26 protein-coding genes are annotated in these 19,554 nt (G+C 63.8%); 3 read left to right on the forward strand and 23 right to left on the reverse strand.

Going from position 1 to position 19,554, the window contains the following annotated elements:
• Window positions 1-8: 8 nt before the first annotated feature.
• The 11 genes from AAFX91_RS14160 to AAFX91_RS14210 are packed head-to-tail and all read right to left on the reverse strand — an operon-like array spanning window position 9 to window position 8,324.
• On the reverse strand, window positions 9-2,753 hold the full coding sequence (locus AAFX91_RS14160; protein ID WP_394566877.1) for a hypothetical protein: 2,745 nt from the start codon (window positions 2,751-2,753) through the stop codon (window positions 9-11).
• Window positions 2,753-2,923 carry a hypothetical protein gene (locus AAFX91_RS14165; protein WP_394566878.1) on the reverse strand — a complete coding sequence of 57 codons (171 nt, stop codon included), beginning with the start codon at window positions 2,921-2,923 and terminating at the stop codon, window positions 2,753-2,755. The genes AAFX91_RS14160 and AAFX91_RS14165 overlap by 1 nt, the downstream gene beginning before the upstream one ends.
• Complete coding sequence (locus AAFX91_RS14170) at window positions 2,917-3,378, reverse strand: phage tail assembly protein (RefSeq protein ID WP_394566879.1); 462 nt, start codon at window positions 3,376-3,378, stop codon at window positions 2,917-2,919. The genes AAFX91_RS14165 and AAFX91_RS14170 overlap by 7 nt, the downstream gene beginning before the upstream one ends.
• Before the next feature lie 28 nt (window positions 3,379-3,406).
• Window positions 3,407-3,772: a phage tail tube protein gene (locus AAFX91_RS14175; RefSeq protein ID WP_130583531.1), complete on the reverse strand. Its 366-nt coding sequence runs from the start codon at window positions 3,770-3,772 to the stop codon at window positions 3,407-3,409.
• Between the two features lie 18 nt (window positions 3,773-3,790).
• Window positions 3,791-5,356, reverse strand: coding sequence for a phage tail sheath C-terminal domain-containing protein (locus tag AAFX91_RS14180; protein WP_394566880.1), 1,566 nt, complete (start codon window positions 5,354-5,356; stop codon window positions 3,791-3,793).
• Window positions 5,357-5,390: 34 nt separating this feature from the next.
• Window positions 5,391-5,729: a hypothetical protein gene (locus AAFX91_RS14185; RefSeq protein ID WP_130583533.1), complete on the reverse strand. Its 339-nt coding sequence runs from the start codon at window positions 5,727-5,729 to the stop codon at window positions 5,391-5,393.
• The gene (locus AAFX91_RS14190) at window positions 5,726-6,397 is read right to left on the reverse strand and encodes a hypothetical protein (protein WP_130583534.1); all 672 of its coding nucleotides are present in this window, start codon (window positions 6,395-6,397) and stop codon (window positions 5,726-5,728) included. The genes AAFX91_RS14185 and AAFX91_RS14190 overlap by 4 nt, the downstream gene beginning before the upstream one ends.
• Entirely contained in the window at window positions 6,397-6,753 is a 357-nt protein-coding gene (locus tag AAFX91_RS14195) for a hypothetical protein (RefSeq protein WP_130583535.1), read from the reverse strand. The genes AAFX91_RS14190 and AAFX91_RS14195 overlap by 1 nt, the downstream gene beginning before the upstream one ends.
• A complete protein-coding gene (locus tag AAFX91_RS14200; RefSeq protein WP_130583536.1) occupies window positions 6,744-7,124 on the reverse strand; it encodes a hypothetical protein in 381 nt (126 codons plus the stop codon). Before AAFX91_RS14200 ends, AAFX91_RS14195 begins: the two co-directional genes overlap by 10 nt.
• Window positions 7,117-7,755, reverse strand: coding sequence for a phage head-tail connector protein (locus tag AAFX91_RS14205; RefSeq protein WP_130583537.1), 639 nt, complete (start codon window positions 7,753-7,755; stop codon window positions 7,117-7,119). The genes AAFX91_RS14200 and AAFX91_RS14205 overlap by 8 nt, the downstream gene beginning before the upstream one ends.
• A complete protein-coding gene (locus AAFX91_RS14210) occupies window positions 7,755-8,324 on the reverse strand; it encodes a hypothetical protein (protein WP_394566881.1) in 570 nt (189 codons plus the stop codon). Before AAFX91_RS14210 ends, AAFX91_RS14205 begins: the two co-directional genes overlap by 1 nt.
• Here AAFX91_RS14210 and AAFX91_RS14215 point away from each other — a divergent pair.
• Window positions 8,283-9,032, forward strand: a complete 750-nt coding sequence (locus tag AAFX91_RS14215) for a hypothetical protein (protein ID WP_394566882.1) — start codon at window positions 8,283-8,285, stop codon at window positions 9,030-9,032. The two genes, AAFX91_RS14210 and AAFX91_RS14215, sit on opposite strands and share 42 nt — an antisense overlap.
• Here AAFX91_RS14215 and AAFX91_RS14220 read toward each other — a convergent pair.
• From AAFX91_RS14220 to AAFX91_RS14275, 12 genes are all read right to left on the reverse strand, one after another.
• The gene (locus AAFX91_RS14220) at window positions 8,989-10,404 is read right to left on the reverse strand and encodes a phage portal protein (RefSeq protein WP_130583645.1); all 1,416 of its coding nucleotides are present in this window, start codon (window positions 10,402-10,404) and stop codon (window positions 8,989-8,991) included. The genes AAFX91_RS14215 and AAFX91_RS14220 overlap by 44 nt on opposite strands.
• The gene (locus AAFX91_RS14225) at window positions 10,404-10,682 is read right to left on the reverse strand and encodes a hypothetical protein (RefSeq protein WP_130583646.1); all 279 of its coding nucleotides are present in this window, start codon (window positions 10,680-10,682) and stop codon (window positions 10,404-10,406) included. Before AAFX91_RS14225 ends, AAFX91_RS14220 begins: the two co-directional genes overlap by 1 nt.
• 17 nt (window positions 10,683-10,699) lie before the next feature.
• On the reverse strand, window positions 10,700-11,188 hold the full coding sequence (locus tag AAFX91_RS14230; RefSeq protein WP_130583647.1) for an IPT/TIG domain-containing protein: 489 nt from the start codon (window positions 11,186-11,188) through the stop codon (window positions 10,700-10,702).
• A gap of 5 nt (window positions 11,189-11,193) precedes the next feature.
• Window positions 11,194-13,428: a phage major capsid protein gene (locus AAFX91_RS14235; protein ID WP_394566883.1), complete on the reverse strand. Its 2,235-nt coding sequence runs from the start codon at window positions 13,426-13,428 to the stop codon at window positions 11,194-11,196.
• A 283-nt stretch (window positions 13,429-13,711) separates the two neighbouring features.
• Window positions 13,712-14,038 carry an HNH endonuclease gene (locus AAFX91_RS14240; RefSeq protein ID WP_394566884.1) on the reverse strand — a complete coding sequence of 109 codons (327 nt, stop codon included), beginning with the start codon at window positions 14,036-14,038 and terminating at the stop codon, window positions 13,712-13,714.
• Window positions 14,038-14,817, reverse strand: a complete 780-nt coding sequence (locus AAFX91_RS14245) for a glycoside hydrolase family 25 protein (RefSeq protein ID WP_394566885.1) — start codon at window positions 14,815-14,817, stop codon at window positions 14,038-14,040. The genes AAFX91_RS14240 and AAFX91_RS14245 overlap by 1 nt, the downstream gene beginning before the upstream one ends.
• Window positions 14,818-14,851: 34 nt before the next feature.
• Window positions 14,852-15,055, reverse strand: a complete 204-nt coding sequence (locus AAFX91_RS14250; protein ID WP_394566886.1) for a hypothetical protein — start codon at window positions 15,053-15,055, stop codon at window positions 14,852-14,854.
• Window positions 15,056-15,061: 6 nt separating this feature from the next.
• A complete protein-coding gene (locus AAFX91_RS14255; protein ID WP_394566887.1) occupies window positions 15,062-15,316 on the reverse strand; it encodes a hypothetical protein in 255 nt (84 codons plus the stop codon).
• A gap of 10 nt (window positions 15,317-15,326) precedes the next feature.
• Complete coding sequence (locus tag AAFX91_RS14260; RefSeq protein WP_394566888.1) at window positions 15,327-15,632, reverse strand: hypothetical protein; 306 nt, start codon at window positions 15,630-15,632, stop codon at window positions 15,327-15,329.
• A gap of 111 nt (window positions 15,633-15,743) precedes the next feature.
• Window positions 15,744-15,959, reverse strand: a complete 216-nt coding sequence (locus AAFX91_RS14265) for a hypothetical protein (protein ID WP_394566889.1) — start codon at window positions 15,957-15,959, stop codon at window positions 15,744-15,746.
• Window positions 15,960-15,966: 7 nt separating this feature from the next.
• On the reverse strand, window positions 15,967-17,550 hold the full coding sequence (locus AAFX91_RS14270; protein ID WP_394566890.1) for a terminase large subunit: 1,584 nt from the start codon (window positions 17,548-17,550) through the stop codon (window positions 15,967-15,969).
• Between the two features lie 13 nt (window positions 17,551-17,563).
• The gene (locus AAFX91_RS14275) at window positions 17,564-17,992 is read right to left on the reverse strand and encodes a phage terminase small subunit P27 family (RefSeq protein WP_394566891.1); all 429 of its coding nucleotides are present in this window, start codon (window positions 17,990-17,992) and stop codon (window positions 17,564-17,566) included.
• On the opposite strand from AAFX91_RS14275, the gene AAFX91_RS14280 reads away from it, so the two are divergent.
• On the forward strand, window positions 17,982-18,302 hold the full coding sequence (locus tag AAFX91_RS14280; RefSeq protein ID WP_394566892.1) for a DUF5131 family protein: 321 nt from the start codon (window positions 17,982-17,984) through the stop codon (window positions 18,300-18,302). The genes AAFX91_RS14275 and AAFX91_RS14280 overlap by 11 nt on opposite strands.
• A gap of 1 nt (window position 18,303) precedes the next feature.
• Window positions 18,304-19,266, forward strand: coding sequence for a three-Cys-motif partner protein TcmP (gene tcmP, locus AAFX91_RS14285; protein ID WP_394566893.1), 963 nt, complete (start codon window positions 18,304-18,306; stop codon window positions 19,264-19,266).
• Window positions 19,267-19,554 lie beyond the last annotated feature (288 nt).

Here is a 19,554-nt window from a genome sequence, read left to right on the forward strand (position 1 = left end):
GATCATTCCTAGATGTTCATGGGTTCTTCGTTGGTCGCCGAGCGCTTGGCCGGCTCCATCTGGGTCTGCCGGTTGACCTCGACTTCCTTGAACAAGCCGCCGCCCTCGGCGCCGACTTTGGTGCCCTTCGGCGCGTTGACGTCGACGCTGATCTTGCCGGTGCCCTCGACCTTGGTGGCGTTGGCCTGTGCGCGATCGACTTGGGCGCGATCGGCGATGGCCTGCTGATTACGTGCAGCGAAGGCCGCGCTCGCACCGGTCGAAAATTCAACGCCGCGCCGCCGGCCTTCCCAATAGTTGTAAACCTCGCTCGATCCTGGCACCGCGACGCGACCGGGCAGATGGGTGCCGGGATCGCCCTCCATGCCTTGGTTGGTGCGGCCTTGGATCAGGTTGCTGCCGCCGCCGACCGCCGCCACCTGTTTGTCGAATTCTCGCTGCTGCTCCGGGCTGATCGATTTGGCGCCCATACCCGGCTTGTTCATCGCGTAGAAGCGGCTATTCAGTTCATCCTTGAGGGTGTAGCCGGGCACTTTTTGCCGGATCATCGAGACCCGGTTGTACAGCGCCTCGACCGTGGCCGAACCGCCGCCTTCATAGGCCTGCAGTTGATTCAGCTTGGCTTTGACTGCCGGATCATTCAGCTCGGCCATCAACGGCGCACGCTGCTCTTGCAAATATCCGCCGCCGCCCTTGCCCCCGGCTGGCGTATCGCCCGCGCCTTGGCCTCCGCCCGCGCCTGCGGTCTGACCGTTGTTGGCGACTTGGCTGCGATCCCAATCCGGACGGCGCGCTGTGATCTGCGAGGCTGAACGCCATTGCGTCGACACGCCGCCTTGTCCGGACGCGGTGCCGCCTTGGTTGCCGCCAAGCATTTCGTATTCCAGTTCGCCGGTTCGCGGATTCTTTCGCGTTTCACCGGTAAGAAAACCGACATGGCCGCCGGTCTGGCCGGCGCTGCGGCCCCGCGCCAATATGCCGATGTCGCCCGGCTGCACGTCTCCCGGTTTGACCGCCGAGCCGTAATTTAGAAAACTCGTTGCAACCAGCGAGCCGGAGCCCTTCATGCCGGCCTTCGCAAGATTGGAATTGACGAATGCCGCGCACCACGCCGTGGTTGCCGGATTAACCTTGATGCCGTTCTCGCGGAAGAGACCGCTCAGTTTGGTCTGATCGCGGATTTCATCTTCGCCGAGATGTTGCCGCGCGAAGGCCAGCGCCTGCGCCGGACCGGCCTCGCCGTTGCCGGAGGCCTGATTGCCGGCGGGTGAAATGCCGCCGCCGACGTCGCTGCCATTGGGCGCGCCGCCGGCACCGCCACCGCCGCCGCCGCCGCCACCCGGGAATGCAGCCGCGCCACCGCTCTCGCCGCCGCCGGCTCCGCTGGTGTAACCACCGCCACCGGCCCCGCCACCACCGCCGCCCCATGCGCCGCCGCCGCCGCCGAACATCGGCGCGCCACCTTGGGTTCGCCCCAATCCGCCGCCCGGCGAATAGGCCGCCTGCTGCACCATGCCGGCGAAGCCGCCGCCACCGCCGCCGCCTTGGAACGACATCGGTTGATAGCCCGGCACCTGCTTTTTGATGGCTTCATCGATCTTGCCGGTCAGTTGCTCGGTCGCCTTGGTGTTGTCCTCAACCGGCTTGTTCGGCTTGTTGGTCCAGTAGTCGTTCCAGCGCTCCAGGTAGCTCTTGTCTTCCTCTTTCCTGCCCGGCTGTTGCGGCAACAGCTCCGGCTTGGTGGCGCCCTCAATGCTGCTCGGCGTGTTGTACCAGCGCTTGAACACATCGCTGTTGCCGATCCGGATAAAGATTTGTTCAATCGATTCGAAGCTGGTGAGGATCGCCGACGTCACCTTATTGGCATTTTCCAGCGCGGTGGTGAGCGGCCCGACCTTCAAGGTGTTGATGATGTCGCTTATGCGGCTCCACTTGCCTTCGAACAAGTTCAGCTGCTTGTCGAATTCCGTGCCGAGCCGCAACCTGCGCTCCTCGGCGTCGTACCATTCCTTGGATTTCTCGGTGAGGCTATCGAGCGCGCCGAGCACGCTCTTGTCCAAGAACGGCGCCGCCCATTTGTTGGCGATTGCGGTGGCTTCCTGCAGCGTCTTGTTCTGGTCGCGCATCAGGTTGGCGATGATATTGCGCCGCGCCTCCAGAACGGCGTTGGTCTGCTTTTCGATCGAATCCATCTTCGGCAATTGCTCAAGCAATTGCGCCATCGCCCGCGCGGATTCCGAGCCGGCCGCGCCGGCATCGCGGATCATCTTGGTTTTTAGTTCGCTGCCCTGGCGGCCGACCTCCGCGATGGTGTCCGACAACTTGGCGACATTCGACACCACGGTCTCAGCGCTGACGCCGACCGCGCCGAACTGCTCGATCAGGTTTCTGATATGCGAACCGCCAACGCCGACCGCGCGGCTGACTTGGCCGATCTCGCGCAGCGCGGCGGCCCAATCTTTCAACCCGCCGATCTGCCGAATGATCTCATTACCAACGAACGCGGCGGCGGTGCCGACGCCGACCATCGTCTTGCCGAGCGGCCCCATGGCCGTCACCAGATCGGTAACAGTGCTCTGGAGACCCTTGGCCGATTGCTGTAGCGCGCCCTGCTCGCGCTTGAACTTCTCCATACTCTGCGCAGTCGAGCCAGAGCCGAGGCTCTGCATTTCCTCGCGCAGCCGTGCGATGCCCGCCGACGCATTGTCGACGAGGCTAACGGTTAAGCGTAGCTCTTCCTCTTCCGTTGGCATTATTCGTCTTCACCCTTGGCCGCCTGCTGCTCACGATCGAGCTGCGCCGTGCGACGCATGTGCGTCGCGACGTCGTTCAGCGGCATGGACAGAAAAAGTTCGGGGCTAACGTGATACCAGCGTGCCAACCGGTAGCAGTCGAGGATGATGTCGTCCTCGCTGCCTACCAAGCCGCTGGATCGGGCAGAAAAAAACGCTGCAGGCGGAATGCCACGCTGTTCCAGTCACGCGGGTGCATGTCTTCAATGAACGGCGGCAGGATGTCGGACAACGCGGCGATGATGAAGGTCATCTTGCGCTCCTCGATCCGCACCTCGCCCTCCTGGTCGATCCGCACCGGGTTGCCATAGCGGTTGATGTCGCCGGCCCGCGGCTCGCGCAGGGTGATCTCGCTGATCTTCTCGCCCTTGTTGTTGCGGATTTGCTTGTGCAGCAGCTTGACCGTGATCGGCCATTCCGGCTCGGTGCTGCCAAGGTCTTGCTCGGCCGGCGAGGCCTCGATCGCCGGCTCCGGTGTCGGTCGCGACTTCGCCGGCTTCTCCGGCGTGACGTCGACCATCGGCCGCTGCAGCGTCGGCCCGTCGTCATCGTTGATGAAGCCCTCCCGTTTCGGGTTCACGTTCATTCTGCGATCTCCCTAGTAGCTGGCGTTTTTAGATGGCGACTTCCTCGCAGCTCACGCCTTCCCACCTGACCCGCACCTGGCCGTCGCGGGTGTTGTTCTCGAAACCACCTTTGCAGGTGGCCGCGATCAGCGTGTACTGCATGTGGTTGGCGAGCTGCGCCACCACGGTGACGTCGGTCTCATCCATCAGGTCCTCCAGATAGAAACCTGGCATGGTCGAGAGGTCGGCCTCGATGTAGGGCACGCGCGGCAATTCCTGATAGCCGTGCACGCCGTCTTGGCCGGCGATCATGGTGCGCTCGACCGGCGACGGGCTGACGGTGAAATTGCCGCGGAGCGCCATCTGCACGCCGTCCACGGTCAGGAAGGCGATGCCCGCAATTCGTTGTGCCATGCTTCCCTCCTATGGGTGTTAGGCGTTCGACGCTGCGTTGTAGGGTGGCTGGTTCTGACCGATGATCACGTTGTCGATGCCGCGGTCGTACTGCAGGCGGAATTGCGCCAGCACCGCGAAGATGCGCAGCTGATTGATCAGGTCGGGCGGATACAGCACGTTGAGCCGGTTCGGATTGTCCGGGTCACGCTCCACCAGCAGATGACGCTTGAAGTTGCGGAGGTCTTCGACCAGGCCGCTCCACATATCCTGCTGGTATTGCGCGATCAGCTCGCCCTTGATGATGCCGGGCGTGACGATGGCCTGGCCCGGGCCGAACCGCGTGCCGTCATTGGCGAGCTTGTGGCGCGGGAATTTGCTGGTGATGGCGTGGCGCTGATTGCGCAACAGCTTGGCCAGCGTCGCCAAGGTCGTCACCAGCTCATAGGTGTCGTCGGTTTGGCCATAGAGGTTGAGCTGGTAGGTGGTCTGCTCTCGGGCGATCATCGGCTGCTTGTCGCCACCGAGCTTCTGGATCGCGATGCCGCTCGATGCCAGCGAATTCAGTTCGACGAAATCGAACTGCTCATGGAATGGCGCCGCCCTGACCCTGTTCAGGCTCAGTGCCTGCAGCGGCCGGGCCGGATCATTGACCAGCGCGCGCTGCGCTTTCGCAGCATAGGCCGCGGCCCATTCGAAGCACGGCGACGGTGAGCCGACCTCGAACCCCATGATCGATTCGACGCCGGAATTCAGCGTCAAGCCGAACAGCAGCAGATCGGAATAGGTGCCGCGCTTGGCCGAGAACACATGGCCGAACAGCTGCCGCTCGAAACCCCAGCGCCCCTGATCGGTGAAGCCAAATTCCTGATCCCATTCGAACAGCGAATTGGTGTCGGTGTACGGCATCGCGACGTATTCGAACGGCGTTTCGCCCATTGCGCTGATGGCGTCGTCGAAATCGGGCGTGCCGACGCCACCGGTCAACAGGCCATTGGTCGGCAACGTGATCTCGATGCCAACCGGCAGTTTCTCGCCGCCGCGGGCGCCGAAGTAATTCAGCGACACCGTGATGTCGTTGGTGAGAATGCCCTTCCACATTGCCGTGAGGGTCACGACACCGGCCGCCACCGCCGCCGTCACCGGCAAGGTGTCGTCGGCATTGATGGCCGCCTCGATCGCCGAAGCGATGTTGTCGACCGTATCGGTGGTGTGGACGTTGACCGGGACATGGGTGCCGGCGATGTAGAGATGAATCGTGCCCGCTTCATCCGGCACCTTCACCACGGTGATGGTGCCAGTGGCGGCTGCCGCGCCGACCGGCTCCGCCAAAGGCAGACCCCAGACTTCGTTGGCGAAGTTGTTGTTGAAGTAGGCCATGAACATCCGCGACAGCTCGCTGCCCTGGCCGAACCGCATGTCGGCCTGCGCCTGGCTGCCGATCGGAATCGGCACGTCGGGCTCGGCGTCGCCATCGGCCGTCATGATGCCGACCATCAGCGCGCGCAGATTGATCGACGGCAAGCCGGCCATCGACGGATCGACTTCGACCCAATACAGCGGAATCTTGATGTTGGCGGGAATGTTGGCAAAACTGATCGGCATCGCGGTCTCCTCTCACAAAAAAGAAGCGCCGCGGTTAGGCGGCGCTGCTGGGGTCTTCGCGGCGTTGCCGCCGATGACGCTGGTCTTTGTCGCGATCGTCGCCGCCGCTATCGCTGCTCTCCTCGACGGTGACCGAACCATCGGCGATGCGCCGCTTGGTGAAGCGGTCATTCGGCCATTCCGCCGAGCCGCCACCGGGCAGGAAGCCGCTCCCGTTCGGATGCTTCAGCACCTTGCGCAGCTCATCGCTGGCCGGCGTCACGCGCACTGGCTTCGGCCGGAACGAGCGCACCTTGGCCAGCCGATCGAGCTGGTGCTGCTTGCGGATCGAGACTTCCTTTGTCGGTTTGTCGTTCGATCGGTCGTTGCTCATCGGTCCTTCTCCTTTTCAGGTGCCGGGGGCGTCGCGGGGGCAAACACGTACTTGGCGTGCAGCTGCTGGCGCTGCGCCATTTCTTCCTCGGTGTCGCCCGGCTCGATGCCGGTGTGAACATCGATCTCCACCAGGTCGTCGGTGATCTCCGGCGACCAGTCCGTGCGATAGAAGCAGGAGACGTCGTATTGCAGCTCGGCGACCGGCGTTTCATTGTTGAACCCGGTCGCACCGAACACATGGCGGCGGGTGCCGCGGGTGATGCTTTCGATCCGCGTGTTGTCGGGATTCATGGCGCCGACATGCGGATTGTAGGTATCCAGCATGTTCATGATGTACTGGTCGCGCCATAGCCTGTTCATGATCCGCCAGTAGGCGGCGTCGATGGTCTGCTCCGCGATCACAGGATCATTGTTGGCGATCATCACCGAGAAGCCGATCCGCAGCGTGTGCGAAAATCGGATGCAGCCGGTATTGGGATCGCCGTCGGGCAGCATGGTCTCGTCGAGGATGTAGACGCCGAGATACGGCAGCAGCTCGTGCTGCACCTGCAGCATCTTGGTCTTGCGCTTCTTGAAGCTGGCGAAATACGGCTCGCGTTCGGCCAGGGCGTCATAGAACACGTCACGGATCACCAGCCCGTAGCTCTGGGTGTCGGTGATGCCCATCACATGATCGTTTCGTATTTCCGGATCGTCAGCATGGTCTGGCCGCCGCCGTCGCTCGATGCGTCGACGATCTGGTATTCGCCGCGCGGCACACCGTTGCAGTCGGCCGGGATGATGAGGTGGTCGTTTTGTTGCGGCAGGACGCTGAATTCGCTTTCTCTGATGTCGAGGATGGTGCGCTGGTCGGAATAGATGTGACCGTCCATGCCCTGCACATCGATCGAATAGGTGTTGAAAATGCCGCGCCGATCGTAGGCGGGTTGCCCCGGTTGCGAGGCCAGCGGGATGAACGTCACCGGCACGGCCCAGAAATCGAAGATCGGGGACTGCAGCGTCACGTCGAGGTTCACGGCCATTTCATTGCCTCGCGCGTAAGGCCGAGCATGCGCTGGTCGAGCTGATCCTTCAGCTCCTCGCGCAGGATCGGCCGGTTCGAGGTTGGTTGTCGGCCAACGACGCCTCTGGGCCGGTAGACCTTCGGTCCCCGGGTGGCTTGCTTGCCTGGTTGCGGCCGTTCGAACCGCGCCCGCGGCCAGATCAGGGTGACCGCCGCGGTCTGGTTGCCGGTCGCCGTGACCGTCATGTTCGGATATTTGCGGCGCATGTCGTCGCGCTGCCAGGCGGTCAGCTCTTCCGGCACGGCCTGATGCAGATTGCCGACCTGTTCGGCGAGCTTGTCGAACTTCGTCACCAGATTGATGACGTCGTCGAGCACGACGCTAAACATAGAACCGCATGTACTTGTAGAGCAGGACGTTGATGGTCTCGCCCGCTGCGCCGATCGCGCCAGCACCGCTCTGGCTGGATTGATTCTCGTCGAAGAACTGCACCCGCGACTCCCGGTGCGAGATCGACTTGATGCCGGAGATGACGGCGCGCGACATTTCGGTGCGGGCGCCCGTAATCAGGATGCCGGTCGCGATCTTGAGCGCAGGCGGTGCCTCGTCGGGCAGCTGATAGCCGCCGCTGTAGGTGACGACGACCGGCTCGGCAAAGGTGCCGAACACCGTCAGCTTGCCGGACCGGTTCTCGATTTCGTAATTCGCCGGATCGATGGGGCTGCCGTTGCAACTGACCGATTCGATATCGGCGTCGCTGACCGGATAATGCGTGAGGAAGATCCGGGGATTATCCAGCGGCGGCAGGTCGCCGCGCCAGGTTTCCTTGACCTTCTCTTTCGCGAACACGCGGTTGCACATGGTGGCGACGACGTCGGAATATTGCTCGATCCACATTTCGAGCTGCGCGTCCTCGCTGGTGTCGCTGGTCGAGATGCCGAGGATGGTCTTCAGCTCGTCGAGCGTCAGCAGCTGGTAGGTCTCGGCGGGCTCGATGACCTTGACGGTGATGTCCGCCATCAGCGCGCCTCGTTGTCGAACTGCTCGAACAGCGGTCGCAGATTGAGCGGCTCGGCGTCGCCGTTGTCGGACATGATCGGGGTCGCCATGTAGCCGGCGCGATCGACCTTCCAGCCGATGATGGTCGGCCCCGACGGTCCGCGTTCGCCGCGCTCGCCGCGCTGACCTTGCTCGCCGCGAATGCCGGGTTTGCCGGGTCGCCCGGCGGATGCGATCAGTTGCCATCCGTCGCCTGGGCACGGCCCCGGGTGGTCGCGACGGGCGATAAAGCTCGACCCGTTCAATGCGACGATGTCGAGGAGAGCGTAATCCTCGCCGTCGCGATGGGTGCCCTTGACCGTGGGAAAGGCGGCATCGCGCCCTTTTTCGGCGAGGCAAGCCCAATCGGAATGCGGCGGCTTCTGCGCCGTATCCTTCCGGGCCTGGTAGGTGCTGCCGTCGCAGCAGACGACGTCGCCATGATACGAGATTTCGTCGGGTTGCCACGCACGGACGATGGGCAGCTCGCCCGGATCGCCCTTGTCGCCTTGTTCGCCTCGCGCGCCCGGTTCGCCGGGATCGCCTTTCAATCCCTGTTCGCCTTGCGGGCCGGCTTCGCCGAGCGGGCCTTGCTCGCCTTGTGTGCCCGGCTCGCCTTGCTCACCGCGCTGCCCAGGTTCGCCCGTTTCACCGCGCTCGCCGCGCTCGCCGCGCGGACCTTGGCCGCCTTGCGGGCCTTGTTCGCCGGGATCGCCTTTTTCGCCTTGCTCGCCATGCTCGCCTCTCTCTCCTTGCTCGCCGCGTTCGCCCTGTTCGCCCTGCGGACCGCGCTCGCCAGCCGCGCCTTGCTCACCTTGCTCGCCCTGCGGTCCGGCTTCGCCACGCTCGCCTTGCGGACCAGGCTCGCCCGCCGGTCCCCGTTCGCCAAGCTCGCCCTGAATGCCTGGTTCACCCTGCGGGCCGGCTTCACCTTGCGGGCCGGCTTCGCCCTGCGGGCCGGCTTCGCCGCGCTGACCTTGCTCGCCGCGCTCGCCTTGCTCGCCCTTCTCGCCGGGAGGCCCCGCCGGTCCGGGTGCGCCATCGGCGCCATTCGTCAGTTCGGCCAGCCGGATCGTGATGCGCTCCTGCAGCACGGCGACCTCGGCCTTCAGCGTCGCAATGATCGCCTCGGCCTTGGCTTCGATCAGTTCGCGCTCGCGCAGCCATTGCCGCCGCTCCTGATCGAGCGCGTGGGCGAGCGCCTCGCGCCACGCGTCAAGAAGACAGTCGGCGTCTTCCGATGCGGTCGGCGGTTCTAAAAAGGTTTCGGACTTCCCGTTGGACTGCATCGCGGTTGCCTTTCTCAGGCGGCGGCGGAGCTGGTGCTGGCGGAGCGGATGGCGGCGCCTGCGGTCCCGGCGCGGCCGGGATGGCGCCAGCAGCGGACAGCGGAACGACCTGCTGCTGCACGCGCGGCTCGTCGCCGAAGTCGACGGCGTCGAGGCCTTCCTGCGCGCGGGCCTCGTTGGGCGCATAGATGCCGCCCTGGACACCGCGCGCGAGCGCCTCGATCCGGTCCTTGAGCGCCGAGCGCAACAGCGCGGCGGTATCGAATTCGACGTATTCGTCGGGCTGGCCCTTGAGGCCGAACAGCAGCCCGAATGCTTCCTCGATGTGGTTGAGCGCAAAGCCCAACCCCATGGCGATCCAGCTCTGCATCAAAAGCTCGGTGGAGGCGTAGTTGGTGCCGCCAATGCCGAGGATTTGCAGCGGCACGCGAAACGCCAGCGCGATGTGCTCATTCGAGAGCTTGAGGATTTCCGCCGTTGCAGCATCGCGGCCGCCGACCGACCACGGCTGCACCTTGAGGCCCGCCGTCAGGATCGGGGTGCCGCCCTGATGCAGGTTCTTGGCTTGGTCGTTCCAGCGGTCGCGCAGCGCCTGGACCTGATCCTTGTCGAGCACCAGATCGGTCGACAGCACGGCGCTCGGCCGCGCCTCGTTGAGATAGAACGCCGCCTGCTGGCGCGAAATCGCGGCGCCGACGCCGACGTCCTCATAGGCGGCAACGATGGGGGACTCGCCGACCAGCGGCGTCGGCGCGCGACTATTGGTGTGCAGCCTGATATGCAGCACGTCGCGCTGTGGCACCAAGAGACCGGCTTCTCCGCCCAGGCGCTTGGCGATGACGTCATTGCCATGCAGCGCATAGAAAATCTCGCCGTTGTAGGCGAGACGCGGATGCGACTGCGCCGGATTCATCAGGTGCAGTTCATCGATCTCGTAACGGTCGTTCCTTAGCGCCAGCGCATAGGCGTTGCCCTCGGTGTAGAGCGAGCGCGTCGTGTTCAGCAGAAAATCGCTGATCGTCTGGTAGTCGTTGGGATGTCGCAGAATGCGGGCGAGCGCGGAGGTCTTGACCCGGTCGCGCCCGCCCTTGTCATTGAGCCGCCAATGGTCGCCGGGGCACATGGCGACCGTCTGCGAATAGGCCGAGACGCACGCCTCGACCATCGCAGACCGCGACAGGCTGATCGGGCTGTACCCGAGCTGCCACCAATTCCAGTTTTCGCCGACACCGACAGGCAGCCAGCCGCCAGTGACCGGCAAACGCCATGGACCGGGACGATAGTCGCCTTCGCCTTTGATGATCCGGCTTGCGATGCGCGACAGGAGGTCCCAAGCACCCATCAGCTCGTTCTGGTCTGATAGTTCCGGTCGCGTTGTCCCGCTTCCATGTGCCGGGTCTTGTGGTTGTGCTGCTCCGGCTTCGGCGCGTGCGGATCGGGTCCGCTGCCGTCCTCCTCGTGCTCCTGGATGTACTCGCCCATCTTGGTGCGGTCGTTCTCCTCCTGCGTCGGGGTCGGCTTGCCTTTCGACAGTTTCTCCTTGCCCTCGGCGCGGGTCTTTTCGCTTTGCTCATGCTCGCGGTCGTAGGCCTTCTTGGCCGCTTCTTTCGCATCAGTCATGACCTGATCTCCTCTGGTTATCGCCGCCGCCGGCCAGCGGCGGCACCGCCTTCCACCGGTTCGGTGAAAGTGAACTGCACGACGTTGCTGTCACCGGCCGCGTCGCGCACGAGCACGCCATAGCTGCCAGCCGCACCGGCAAAGCCGACGATCGATGTCGTCAGCCGGGTCGAGGCGACCAGCGTGGTTGTCTGCGGAGCACCGTCGAACACGATCACCGCATCAGGCCTGAAGGTGTAGCCGTCGATCTGCAGGGTGACGTCGGGCAGCGGGCCGGTGGTTGGGGACATGGTCTCGATGACCGGCACGCCGCGTTCGGGTGGGTTCGGCAATTCCGGCGGATACGGCACCCCGGGATCGAGCGGACTGCCGTCCGGCTCTTTCTCGATGACGTGCTCGCCCATCGCAGCGAGATCGTTTTCTTCCTGCGTCGGGGTCGGCTTCGACCCCTCCGCGAGATTCTGACCCGCCGGGTGCGGCGGGTCTTTCCTGTCGGTGTCAGCCATGGCAGTCACCACGTCACGCCTTGCACCCACGCGACCATGCCCGGACGCCGCAGCGTCCAGTTGACCGGCAGGATCAGCCGCAGCGCCAGGCTGTCGGTCTGCCACAGCGAGCGCACCGGGTTGGCCGGCGTGCCCGGATCGGCACCACCCACGATCGGCTGCGGGTTGGTGTCCTCCATGTGCAGCGTCGCCTGATCGCTGATCTCGAAGCGAGGAGCCTCGCCGCCCACGGTGACGAAGTCGGCCGCGTCGAGCGCGATGATGGTCCCCATCGGCACCGTGCCGGAGTCGATGATGGCATAGCCCGCGAGCCGGCCTTGGCTAACCTCCGCCTGGAACGGGAACGTGCCCACACCCGGAGCCGGGGTCAGCCCAGCGGACAGAACCTGCTGCGGGTTCATCAGCCAGCACATGTTGCGGATGTAGCCCTGCGTCGCGGTCAAGAGCGCACCCGCCACGTTCTTGATGTCGCCGACGATCGCGTTGAAGCCGCCGCCAGCGGTCGGCGCAATCGGCGCGACGCCGTTGAGCAGACCGGCGGGCCGGATCACGGTCGCCGGGTTGGCATCGAGCAGGATGCTGTCGAGCGAAACAGCGGTGTCTTCCTGGATCGCATTGCGCAGCAAGCCCTCGATGGCCGGGATCGAATGCTCGTCGATTTCCCGGGTCCAGGTGGTGATGACGCCCATCTTCTTCGGCGTCAGAACCTGCGACGTGAACTGGCCTTGGCGGACCGGGATCGGCATGCCTTCGCCGACGAACGAGCCCGCAATCGTCGGCGTCCTATTCCGCGTCGGGACCGAGATGCGGCCGGCGCGACCGAACGACAGCGACATGCCGAAGCCCGACAGCCGGGGGAACACCGACTTGGGCATCAACAGCTCCATAAAGTCGGTGTTGATCTGCTGCACAAGCTCGGCAGCCCAGCCGGTGACCGTGGACATGGCCGAGTTGGATGCGGCGCGCATCGACCAGTCGAGCACCGCGCGCGTGGCTTCCTCTTCATAGCCACGGCCGGGATACTCGCGGGCAATGAGCTGGCGAACGTCCTCGGTGTTTTTCTTGACCTGGTGGGCGACCAGCTGGATGGTGCCGCAGCGCACCAGATAGTCCAGCGGATCGACCTTTTTCTTCGGCAGGCTGAACGGCCGCTGCGCAACGCCATTGTGCTGGCGCTGCAGGTCCGCCCGAACCACGGTGGATTCGCCGCTGCCATCATTAGTCGCGAGATGACGCTCGGCCTCGCGAAGCGCAACAAGCCCTCGCTCTTCCTGCGAGATCCTTGCATTGAGATCGTTAGCGCGTTCGAGCTGATCATCGCTAACGTTGGTGTCGTCCACACTGGCGAAATGCTCCGTCAGTTGGTCGCGCAGAGCAAGCAGCCGCTTCTCGGCGTCGACAATCCGTTGAGCCAACGACATGGTCGTGTCCCTTGTCTTTCGGGTCGATGTGTCGGCTTGCCCGCCGGTGAATCCGCGCCGCCTGGTCCCACCCCTTGCGCCTTGCCCGGCGAAGACGAGATCGATCGTTGCGGAGGAAATTTTCAGATTTTTCGCAATCGCCAGCGCGTTCGGGTTGGCTGGCACCGAGACAAGGCTGGTCTCGACCAGCTCGGCCTTGGTGTAGAACATGCCGAAACCGCTTTCGGCTCGCGGCTTGGTCGCGACCGGCTTAAAGCCGACCGACACCGCGCGCAGGATTCCGGCATCGATCAGTTTGCGGATTTCGTCGATGCGCTCCGAGGTTCCTTCCGGCGCCAGCTCCAGGCGGCCGATCAGTTGCTTGTTCTCGACGCGCAGGTTCTTCCATCTGCCGATCGGGAAATCGCTCTTATGGTTGAACAGCGCGATCGGATTTTTCTTGAAGTTGGCGAGCTGCCAGCCATCGGACATGATGACGTCGTCGAGGCGGTCGGGCGTCTCGTCGGACAGGACGAATTCCATGCCCGAGATTTTGCCCGCATGGGTCTTGTGCTTGACGTCAGTGGACGATCGTTTATCCCAGATCAGCTGACAGCGGTCCTCATCGCCCAGCTCATCGATGCAGCGGTCCATGAATTCGCCGTGGCTTTCGTCATCGTCCGGCTCGATCTGCTTGGCGCTCTTGTCCTTGTCCCGCCATATCTGCATGCACGCCGCGACCGCCTGGTCGCGCGGCCGGTCGCCGTCGCCCATCATCTCGGGCACGCAGCGCGATAAGAAGTCGCTTTGGCTTTCGCCCTTGTGCGGTTTGATCGGCATAGATCGTCCCTCCCGCGCTTTCGCAGGTTGGCTACGGTTGATGTGTTGGGGTTGGATCAGCGCTCGCGACCGCGCCTGTGAAACGCGCCTAATCGTTCCCGTGCGGGCGGCGGGTCGCTGCCGATCGCCGGCCGCTGCCCGCGGGTTATGTCTGCTCTCATCTCTCCGCGATGCGGCGCAGAAGCTGTCGTCGTGCGGCGCGATGCCGACCAGTTTCCCGCACGCAAGCGTGACAGGCCGCGCATCACCATGCGCGCAGCGCCATCGCAGAAGCGGCAACCGCTCATCGCCTGATCCTGTTCGCCGGGTGCTTCGGATCAGTCGGCCAGCCGTCATCGTCGACAGCGCCGCCGTAGCCGCGCGACTCGATGTGCTTCTTTTCGCTGTTGTGGCAGTCGGCGCAGAGGCTCTGCAGTTCGCCCAGGCAGAACTTGTTCCAGTCACCGCGATGCGGCACGACATGGTCGGCGACGGTGGCGCGGGTGACGACCCCGCGCCCAAGGCAGAGCTTGCAGAGCGGATGGTGCTTGAGCTGCAGCTTGCGACGGCGCAGCCAGAACGCGGTGGTGTAGAAGTGCTGCCATTTGACCCTGGTCGAGGTCGGGTCCATCAGCCGAACAGGAGATCAGCGCCGCGCGGGATCAACAGACGCCTGCGGCGCCGACGCGTTGGAACCGGATCGCCGTTGACGGTCACGGTGACGGCGACATCTCCGGAAACCGCGATGCTGATGTCGACCTTTTCGCGGGGCGGCGGGGTCGGCGGCGTCGGCTTGCGGCCTGCCGGAGAAATCCAGGAGACCAGCTTTTCGTCATCGCCGTTGAATTCATTGAGGTCGACATAGGTGTCATCGATGCCGTCGATCGTGCCGTTCTCGGAATACTGCCAGAGCGTCCAATGCGGATAGGTGTTGCTCGGCCAGCTCAGCGTGCCGCTGGTGTACTGCGCCAGCCAGAGGTCGGTGTTGTCGCGCAGGAAGGCGTCGCAATCATCGCCAAGCTGCTCTTTCAAGAGATGGCCGCTATAGACCGTGACTTGCAGGTCGCGCGGATCGTCGAGCAGCGTCTGCACCGCCTCGTGCAGATCGTCCAGGGTGCAGCCGTCCTCCTCGTAATCGATCACCATCCGCTCGCCCTCGACGGGATCGACGATGGACAGATAGAACTGCATCTGCGCTGCGGCGTCGCCAGGCTTGATCCAGTGATAGGTGCAGCACGCGATTCCGGCTTCCGTCGCCGCGATGAAATTCGTCGCGCGGTTGGGATCGGTGTAGCTCGTGCCCTCGGTCGCCTTCATGATGCAGGCGACGACGCCGCTGGCGCGCACGGCGTCGAAGTCCGGAAAGCCCTGCCAGTGCGAAATATCGATGCAGCTCGGCTGTTCGCTCATGATGGACCTCTTTCGCCGCTATCCGCGCGCCGCGTCAGCGCAGGTACTCGCGGCTTCTCGTACTGGTGTTCAGGTCGGTGACATCGAGCCAGCCGATGTCCTCGCGGGATCGAAACCGCATCAGCTCGGCGTTCAGGCTGCGCTCGTCCGTGAACACCATCTGGATCGCGCAGTCGCCGCGCCGCTTGCCGTTCGAAGGGTCTTCGACGCCATAGATGGCTTGCAGCCTGATGTGCATCGCCGCCTACTGCCGGTCAGTGGGGAACGGGCGCGGGTTTGGCGTCGGCGGGCGTTGCAGGAAGACCGTGGCCGTGCATTGCTTCTTCGGCTTGCTGCAGTTGTAACTACAGATCGTGCTGCCGCAGGCCGTGGTGCATGTCGTCTTGCCCCCGCAATGCGTCTTCACATCCGCCTGCGTCGTCTTGATGACGGTGACCGCGGACGCCTCGGTGGTGAAGCCAACAACGGCAACAGCCGCAGCAAGGATCAACGCGCGCATGGGTGCCTCCCTAGTCGATGAAACTGTTATCGTGCGGCAGCACGAAGTTGAATGAGCCGGCGCCGTCATGGCCGCCGCCCTTGGCGCATTCGCCCGGGTTGCCGCCGGCACCGACGAAGAACAGGCAATTGCACTTGCGGCAGAAGAACCAATCGTCCTGTCCGGTTGGGATTTCGTCGCTGGACGACAGGCTGAAATTGAAGCCTTGGGCTTCGTGCTTGGACTGGCCGTCGACACAGACGCCGCCTTCGTTTTGACCGGCATCAAAGAACAGGCTGCTGCAGGTCTTGCAGAAGTGCCAATGGTCCTGCGCCATATCTACGTCTCCTCGAAAGGGGGTGCTGGTTAAGGTTGCTGCACAGCCCAGACGACGACGATGATCCCGATCGCGACCAGCGCGATGACGAGCCACGTCGACAGTCTGGTGTTATCCAATGGGCCGAAAGGCATCTGCGTCTCCGATCACGCTGGCTGCGCGCTTGTTGAATTCGTGCAGCAGGTCGAGCTGGCGGGCGAGGTTGTCGAGGCCTTCGTCCATGGTCTTGTCGTTGGTGGCAAAGGACAGTTGATTGCCGACCACCTTCATGAAGTTCTGCAGGCACGCCTGGTCTAGCGCGTCGAGCAATTGCGGTTGCGTAATCATCCGATGCCTACGCTATGAGGGTTTCGATATCGATCGGCTTGGCGTTGCGGTCGCGCGAGCGCAGGCCCATCAGCATTGCCAGCGCCACCGCGCCGTCGATGCGGAATCGCGCCTTGTCCTTGTCGAGCTTGCGGTTGCCGGCGGGATCATTGATCGCGACCGCGTTGGCGATGTTCCAATTGAGAATCGGATTGTTCGGGTGCACCAGCTTGCGCTCCAGGATCGCCAGCTCAAGCGCATCGATCGCCGGTCCCATGTCCTTGAAGCCCTGGCCCCAGGGGACCAGCCGCAACCCGTCGCCGCCCTTGTCGCCGTCCTGATAGGCCTGCAGCCCGACGCGGTCGAATTCGCGCAACAGATCGTTGATGCGCCAGCGGTCATAGGCGAGACCGCGCACGCGATAGCGCTGCGTCAGCTCGGCGATGAACATCGCGATCATCTCGGGGTCGATGGTCCGCCCAGGCGACTGCCGGAGATGGCCGGCCGCGGCCCATTCGGCGTAGCGATGGCTGCCGCTGCCGAAGTCGCGGCGCGAATGCTCAACCAGATGTTCGCTCGGCTTCCAGAAGAACGGAACCACACGGGCCGGGTCGGTTGCCGAGCCGACCACCAGGGCGGTGAGATCGCCGACCGACGACAGGTCGAGCGCGAGATAGACCTCCTCGCCATCGGCGAGCAGGATTTGGCCTGCGCAGCTCATCCATTCCGCGCGCGACAGCAGCGCGGCGATCGGCGCCACGCGCTGATTGAGGAACAGATTTCGGACCTTCGGCTCTTCCGCCGGCATCCGCTTGGCTTTGCGGATGGCTGAGGCGAGGTCCTCGTAATTGCGGAAGCGGCCCAGCGCCGGGTTGGCCTGGCGCCACTGCGCCTCATCGTCGAGGTCGCAATCCTCTTTCGCGGCGTAGAGATGGCAGACGATCGAGGGGTCGCTGCCCGACAGGCCGTCGTCGATCAGCTTCGACAGGATATGCTCGGGGTCGTTGCTCTGGGTCGAGATGACGATGAACAGCGGCTCGTCCCTTGCCCCGAACGCGGTGTCGAGCACGTCGTACAAATCGCGGTTCTTCGCCTGGGCCAGCTCGTCGTAGATGACCACGCTCGGCAGGTAGCCGTGCTTGGTGCCAGCCTCGGCGGAGACCGCGCGATAGACGCTGCCGGTCCGCCGCGCGATCATCGTCTTGGTCGACGGGATGACCTCGATCTGGGCGCGAAGCTCCGGCTCGCGGTCGACGATCTGCTTGGCGAACTTGAACACGATCGACGCCTGGTCGCGGTCGTTGGCGGCGGAATAAATCTCGCCGTTGACGATCGCCTCCGGGCCGACCAGATGCGCCAGCGCGATGCAGGCGATCAGCGCCGTCTTGCCGTTCTTGCGTGCGACCGAGAGGATGGCGCGCCGCACCGCGCGGTTTAAGCCGATGTGCGGCTCGTAGATGTCGCGGATAAATTGCTTCTGCCAGAGGTCCAGCTTGAACCGCTTGCCCTGGCCCTTGCCGCTCGGGATCGTCAGCTGCTCGATGAACTCGATGACCCGGGCCGCGCGCCACTTGCCTTTGGTGGTTCGCTTGACGCGGGGCTCGGTGCTCATTCAATCGGGCGGATCACCCCGCCAGCAGATCGCCGAACTTGCTGCCGCCCGGGACTTCCGCAGCCCCGGTCGCGATGCGGCATCGCGCGGCCGGCGAGAGGCCGAATTCTCCGGCATAGCGCACCATGTCGTGCGCCGCCTTGCGCGCGACATAGACCAGCGGGTTCTGTACCGCGACCCGGTCGCGCTTGAGCAGAAGGCCATGCATCACCGGATCGGCCTTGGCGATCTTGTCGAGCGTCTCGCGCGCGGTGCGCCATTCGCCATAGGCAACGCAATACGCCGCGAGCGGTCCGATATCGATCAGGGTCAACAGCCGCAGGCGGTACAGTTCGGCCGCGATGCGGTGCCATTCCTCGGCGGCGTAGCCGGTGACGAAGGACGGCGGCTCCGGACAGGTCTCGGGGACCAGCGGCTCCGGCTCATCCTTGTTGAGCCGCATTCGCCATTTGCAGGATGCTCCGGCGGGCGTCCGCTTTCTTTCGATCGAGCCTCTGATCGGACCCGTGGGCAGCCTTGATCTCACTGGCATCGACTGGGTCATCGTCGGCGGGGAAAGCGGTCCTGGCGCGCGACCAATGGAGCGCGAGTGGGTTCGTGAGGTGCGGGATCAGTGCCGCGGCAGCAAGGTGGCCTTCTTCTTCAAGCAGTGGGGCGGGATACGACCCAAGTCGGGCGGACGCAAGCTCGACGGTCGGGAGTGGAGCCAATTTCCCGAGATCAGACCGGCATACTCGGTGGCCGCAGAGTAACATGGTTTCCCTCGAAGATTATGCTGGGCGCGAGCAGGCGTACGTCAAACATGTCCTGCTGGAGAGCTATCTCGAGCGATTGGTGCACAAAGTCGCGAGCCGTTATGACCATGTCGCGTATGTGGATGGTTTCGCGGGTCCTTGGCAAAGCGCCAATGAACGGTTCGAAGATACGTCGTTCGGCATTGCCTTGAATGCCTTGCGGCGCGCCAAGGCTACGTGGAAGCAGAACGGCCGCGACGTAAGGATGTCCGCGTTTTTGGTCGAGCAGGACAAGACGGCTTACGGCCGACTGGCGCAAGTGCCAGCACGATATCCCGACGTGACGATCAAGACCCGCTGTGCAGACTTCCTCGACGTCGTGCCTTCGATCCTGGCAGAAATCCCTTCGAGCGCGTTCGCCTTCTTCTTGATCGATCCAAAAGGCTGGCACGTTCCGCTGAAGACACTTTCGCCACTGCTCGCCCGTCTGAATTCTGAAGTAATCTTCAACTTCATGTTCGACTTCATCAACCGCGCTGCGGGTATCAACGAGCCGAAGGTCGTTGCGGGACTCGATGAGCTGATCCCGTTCGGCAACTGGCGGGCTGCTCTCGCGCAGGGCAGCCTTTCACCAGAGGGGCGCAACGAGATTCTGGTCAATGCGTTTTCGGACAGTCTCCGCCAGATCGGCAACTATGGATACGTCGCCCAGACCGCCGTGCTACGCCCTACAAGAGATCGCCCGTTGTATTCCCTGCTGTACTGCACGCGCAGCAAAACGGGATTGAGGTGTTCCGACAGTGCCAGATCGCTGCTCTCGAAGAGCAGTCACGCACGCGCGCAGCAGTCAAGATCGGGCATGCGCAGACGACCAGCGGGCAGGGTGAAATTTTTCAGTCGCTGCACGAAATGGGACCGGATGACCTGCTCAGATATCTGCAGTCCGAGCGTGAAGCGGCTGCTCGGAGGATTTTGGAACTAACGCCAGCGCAACCAGGCACCATTCAGTACGATCAATTGTGGCCACAGATTCTGGCGCGGAGCGTTGTGACCAAGGTTGACGTGAACGAGATCGTCGCGAGGCTCCGCAAGGAAGAAGCTATCCATATTCCAGACTGGGAAAAACGGAGGCGTGTGCCGCAGGACGGCTATCGCTTGCAACGCACTGATAGCACCGGGGTGGTTGTGACCTGCCACTGAACTTTCATCCAGCAGCGGTTAGAGTCTCAGGGTTTTGTACGCCAAGTGGCGCGGGTGGAGCAACGGACGA

This window comes from Bradyrhizobium sp. 31Argb (assembly GCF_043638955.1).
Classification (GTDB): domain Bacteria; phylum Pseudomonadota; class Alphaproteobacteria; order Rhizobiales; family Xanthobacteraceae; genus Bradyrhizobium.